The sequence below is a fragment of the Deltaproteobacteria bacterium PRO3 genome (assembly GCA_030263375.1).
Taxonomy (GTDB): Bacteria; UBA10199; UBA10199; order DSSB01; family DSSB01; genus DSSB01.
In genome coordinates this window covers 1-5,036 of the sequence record SZOV01000153.1, presented here as the reverse complement: position 1 = coordinate 5,036, position 5,036 = coordinate 1, and the positions used below count along the sequence as shown (strand labels likewise).

General features: G+C 63.5%; 6 protein-coding genes. 4 read left to right on the top strand and 2 right to left on the bottom strand.

Annotated elements, in window-relative coordinates; translation table 11 throughout:
- Positions 1-374: 374 nt before the first annotated feature.
- The 4 genes from FBR05_14705 (at position 375) to FBR05_14690 (ending at position 3,273) form a co-directional block, all read left to right on the top strand.
- Entirely contained in the window at positions 375-1,073 is a 699-nt protein-coding gene (locus FBR05_14705) for a DUF4197 domain-containing protein (GenBank protein ID MDL1873428.1), read from the top strand.
- 290 nt (positions 1,074-1,363) lie between these two features.
- Positions 1,364-2,248, top strand: coding sequence for a hypothetical protein (locus tag FBR05_14700; protein MDL1873427.1), 885 nt, complete (start codon positions 1,364-1,366; stop codon positions 2,246-2,248).
- 55 nt (positions 2,249-2,303) lie between these two features.
- Complete coding sequence (locus tag FBR05_14695) at positions 2,304-2,525, top strand: DUF4197 domain-containing protein (GenBank protein ID MDL1873426.1); 222 nt, start codon at positions 2,304-2,306, stop codon at positions 2,523-2,525.
- Between the two features lie 82 nt (positions 2,526-2,607).
- A complete protein-coding gene (locus FBR05_14690) occupies positions 2,608-3,273 on the top strand; it encodes a hypothetical protein (protein MDL1873425.1) in 666 nt (221 codons plus the stop codon).
- Between the two features lie 68 nt (positions 3,274-3,341).
- Here FBR05_14690 and thiL read toward each other — a convergent pair whose 3' ends face one another.
- Positions 3,342-4,349: a thiamine-phosphate kinase gene (gene thiL, locus FBR05_14685; protein MDL1873424.1), complete on the bottom strand. Its 1,008-nt coding sequence runs from the start codon at positions 4,347-4,349 to the stop codon at positions 3,342-3,344.
- 76 nt (positions 4,350-4,425) lie between these two features.
- A partial coding sequence (locus FBR05_14680; GenBank protein ID MDL1873423.1) for a M13 family metallopeptidase occupies positions 4,426-5,036 on the bottom strand: 611 nt, incomplete at its 5' end.

The window sequence follows — 5,036 nt, the reverse complement described above, 5'->3', positions numbered from 1 at the left end:
GAGGACGTCGACGCCCTGGTAAGACACTGCGAGGCCGAGGGCGCGCACGCAAAGGTCTCCAGCATCCACGTCAACGCCGGGTTCGGCGACTACGACAAGCGCCGCGGCCTCGAGCATTGGCTGCAGTCGGGCGCGCCGGGCATCGCGGAGGCCGCCCAAGCCCCGGCGTGGGACGAGTGGCTGTTCATCGGGGACTCGCCCAACGACGAACCCCTGTTCGCGAGTTTCCGTTTCAGCGTCGGCGTCGCCAACCTCGCGTGCTTTCTCGACCGCTTGAAGCATCCGCCCACTTGGATCACCTCGCGGGAGAGCGGCGCAGGCTTCGCGGAGATGGCGGCGCGCCTCGTCGGTCTCAAAAAATAACGGGAGGACCTATGAAAGCATTTCTCGTCGCCGCGTGTCTGGTGATTTCGGCCTTGCTGGGGCCGGCGGGCGCCCAGGCGCTCACCAAGCCCAAGGCCTCCGGATCCCTCGACTCCTCCGAGGTCGCCTTCGGCCTGAAGGAGGCCCTCTTCCTCGCCGCCAAGAACGCGGCCGGCCTGGCCTCGCAGGTCGACGGCTTCTACAAGAATCCCGCGATCTTCATCCCCTTCCCGCCCGAGGCCAAGGCGATGAAGAACACCCTCGAGACGATCGGGCTCAAGAAGCCCGTCGAGGACTTCGTCAAGACCCTCAACCGGGCGGCGGAGGAGGCCGCGAAGAAGGCCGCCCCCATCTTCTTACAAGCGATCAAAGAGCTGACCATCCAGGACGGCTACCAGATCCTGCGCGGGCCCGACGACGCCGCCACGAACTACCTGCGCCGCAAGACCTCGACGCGGTTAAACGCCGCTTTCCGCCCGGTCGTGCGCAAGGCCATCGCGAAGGTCGGCGTGACGAAATACTGGACCCCGCTCGTCAAGCGCTACAACCAGATCCCCTTCGTCCAGCGCGTCAACCCCAACCTGGACAGCTACGTCACCGAGCGGGCGATCCACGGCCTCTTCAAGCTGATGGCGAACGAGGAGCGGAAGATCCGCCGGGACCCGGCCGCCCGCGTCACCGACATCCTGCGGCGGGTCTTCGGCTCATAATTTTTATAAATATAGCCGCGATCCCCCCTTCTCCATAAAAAATTTGCAATCCAAGGTCGCTGCCGGATTTACATTCGAGCTCCCGCATCAAATGGGCGGATTTTTTTCGTCTTACCCTCCGCATTTATTTTGTTATACTTTTGTACATATTCAAAAAAGAGCTCACCGAGGGATAAGGGTAGAAATCAATATCAATGCGGGTGATTAAGTAACTAACTGATTTATAATAATTTTCTAGCCGTTATCCATGCTAAGGCAAAAGATCTCAGGGGCTCGAGGAGGTTTTGCCTATGTTCGCCAAAATTCTAAAAACCCTGTGGGTTCTGGGTTGGATCGGCAGTTTCTCCATTGTGAATCCAGCTTTTGCGGTTCCCGGCGACGAAGACGACGATGGAATTCCCGATGAGAGCGACAATTGCGTCTTTGTGGCCAATCCCGGCCAAGAGGATTCCGACTTTGACGGCATCGGTGACGCTTGCGACACCGAAACCGGAGAGGACTTCTCTTGTGTCGACTTTGTCGACAATGACGGCGACGGCCTCATCGACTGCGAAGATCCGGATTGCGGCTCCGATCCTTTCTGCGTCGATACCGGGGATGAAGCCTGTCTGGATTTTATCGACAATGACAGCGACGGCCTCGTCGACTGTGAGGATCCGGATTGCGCTCCGTTCCCTACCTGCATCGATGCAGACGGAGACGGCGTTCCGGATCTCTTCGACAATTGTCCCTTGGTCCCGAATCCTGATCAGAAAGACGTGGACCCCGCCGACGGCATCGGAGACGCCTGCCAAAGGGAATCGATTTGTAATAATGGAACCGACGAAGACGGGGACGGTCTCGTGGATTGTGAAGACCCGGATTGCGCGGAGGCGCAAATCTGCCGACCGCCTCCGGACAGCGACGACGACGGCGTTCCGAACATCGACGATAATTGCCCCTTCGAGGTCAATCCCGACCAAGCCGATAACGACGGCGACGGCGCGGGCAATGCCTGCGACGGCAGTCCGGACGGCCCCATTGTGATCCAAGACGAAGATTCCAATGTGGAGGCCCTCGGCGGAGGAGGCTCTTGCCGCCTTGGCGGCGCCGCAGAAGCGCCATGGGCTATTCCAGCGGGCTGGCTGGCGGGAGGCTTGGGCCTGGTGGCCTGGCGATTGCGGCGCCGCCGATGACTCCTAACGCGGAGGTGCAGAGCCGTACACTCCTGCCGAGAAACTCCGTCATGTCCTGAACATCGCGAAGGTCGGCGTCACGAAATACTGGACTCCGCTCGTCAAGCGCTACAACCAGATCCCCTTCGTCCAGCGCGTCAACCCCAACCTGGACAGCTACGTCACCGAGCGGGCGATCTCGGGCCTCTTCAAGCTGATGGCGAACGAGGAGCGGAAGATCCGTCGGGACCCCGCCGCCCGCGTCACCGACATCCTGCGGCGGGTCTTCGGGTCTTGAACAGGACCGCGAATTTCTCGCTTGCCCGCGGATCGGCTCCGCACTATCAAACCGGAAAATTCCCATCCAGCGGAGGACCCCCATGCCCCGAATCACCTTCTCACGGATTTTCAGCCTGACGCTCACCCTGACCGCCTTGACCCTCGGCCTCGGCGCCTGCAGCAGCGGCGACGCCGTCCCCGGCAAGGGCATCGACGACACCGTCCAGTCCTTCGACGACGGCTTCACCGCCGTGGGCGACGGCCTCGAGGCGGTCTTCACCGGCGAGCCTTCCGCCCTGCGCGCCGTCAAGGCCGCCACCTTCGACGGCCTGGCCTTCAACTGCGAATCCGGCGGCACGGGGACGGTCTCGGGCACCACCACCGGCGACGCCTCGACCGGCACCTTTGATCTCGAAATGAACTTCCAGGGTTGCAACGGGATGACGGGAACGGTCGGCTTCGGCGGGGACTACGTCGACGACGGGACCGACCTGCAGCTGGACATCGACTTCACGGCCGGCAGCTCGCTGGCCAACGACACGCTCAGCAGCGCTTTGGGCTGCTCGGTCTTTTTCCGCGACCTGCTCCTCGACGTCACCTCCGCCCCCGACGTCCCCGAGGCCACGGGCACGGCCTTCGGCGCCTTCCGCGGCAACTGCGTCGAGCCGGGCGGCAACGTCATCGTCGACTGCAGCTGGGACAACCTCGACTTCAACGACAACGACCTGCTGGCCTCCAACTGTATCTGCTCGGGCGAGGGTTGCTGAGCACCGTGTAGCTTGGGCCTCTCTAAAAATGCGGCTGCATGGAGGGTATGGGTTTTCCGAGACGCCGGCTAGAAATGGCGAAAGCCGCCGAAGCGACGTCGGATCTCGTGGCCCCCTTCCAGCCAGCGGATGCCGGAGCCCTGGCGAGCATGGCCGATACAGGCGACCTTCAAGCCCCGACGCCGGGCGTAATCACCGAAGGCCTGTTCCGCGCCCGCGCGCAGGGTGAACAGCAGCTCGTAGTCCTCTCCGCCCTCCAACAGGGTTCCCCAAACGTCGACGCCGACCTTGGCGCAAAGTCCGGCGAAGCCCCGAGGCCGCGGCAGGGCCGCCAGCTCGACCTCGAAACCGAGGCCGGAGACCTCGGCGAGGTGCCCTAGGTCCCCGGCCAGGCCGTCGCTGAGATCGATCGCGGCGCCGACCTTGCCGAAGGCCGCTAAATCTCTCCCCCACTCCAGGCGCGGCGTCGGCAACAGCAGGCGACGCCGGATCGAGGCCGGAACGCTTTTCCTCTTTTTTTCGGCCCGCCAGGCCAGGGCCGCGCCCCCGAGCTCGCCGGTCACCCAGAGGCTGTCGCCGGGGCGGGCCGCGCCGCGGAGCAAGGGGCGTCGCCGCGTCTCCCCGAGCAGGGTCACGGCGATCGTCCAAGCCCCGCGAGAGCGGTTGGTGTCGCCGCCGACGACGGGGCAGGAAAATCGCCGCGCCGCGCGGGCCAGGCCGCGGTACAGGGCCTCGACTTCGCCGAGCTTGGCGCGTTTGGGCAGGCCCAATCCGATCACGGCGCCGACCGGTTCGCCGCCCATCGCCGCGATGTCGCTTAAGTTGACGGCCAAGGCCTTCCAGCCGACCGTCTCCCAATGCTTGGAATTTCCGGGAAGGAAGTGGATGCCCTCGAAAAGCAGGTCTTGGGTCAAGAGCTCGGAACGTCCGCCGCTCGAACGCCTCACCGCACAGTCGTCGCCGATTTCGACAGACCAATCCTTGGCAAGGCCCCGCGGCAGAATTCTTTCGAGCCGCGCGATGAGGCCGAATTCGCCGAGGGTGGAGAGTTCGGTGCGGGCGGGTTGGCGGGTCATGGCCGTTGACGGTTGTTCGTTGTCGGTTGTCGGTCACGAACTAACAACTGATAACCGACAACTTACAACTGACCCCTCACCAGATCACCACGCGCTCGCTGTCGGGCACCAGCATGGCGCCCTTTCCATCGGGGCACCAGGCCTGCTCGAAGGGCTTGAACTGGCCGAGCACGGCGTTGATGCGGAAGTGGGCGGGGCTGTGCGGGTCCACTTCAACCAGGCGGCGTCGGGCGGCATCGGTGATGTTGGCGCGCCACACCTGCGCCCAACCAAGGAAGAAGCGCTGTTTCCAGTTGTAGCCGTCAATCTTGGCGGGTTCAGGCTTGCCCTGCAAGGAGCGCACCAGCGCGCCGTAGGCCAGGGTGACGCCGCCGAGGTCGGCGATGTTCTCGCCCACGGTGAGGGCGCCCTTCACGTGTACGCCGGGTTCCACTTCCAAGGCGTCGTAGTATGCGATCATGCGCTGGGCCAGGGAATCGAAGTTGGCCTTGTCCGCATCGGTCCACCAGTTCACCAGGTTGCCTTGGCCATCAAACTTGGCGCCCTGGTCATCGAATCCGTGGGTGAGCTCATGGCCGATCACCGCGATGATACCGCCGTAGTTGATGGCGTCATCGGCATCGGGGTTGAAGAAGGGCGGCTGCAGGATGCCGGCGGGGAACACCACCTCGTTGAGCGAGGGATTGT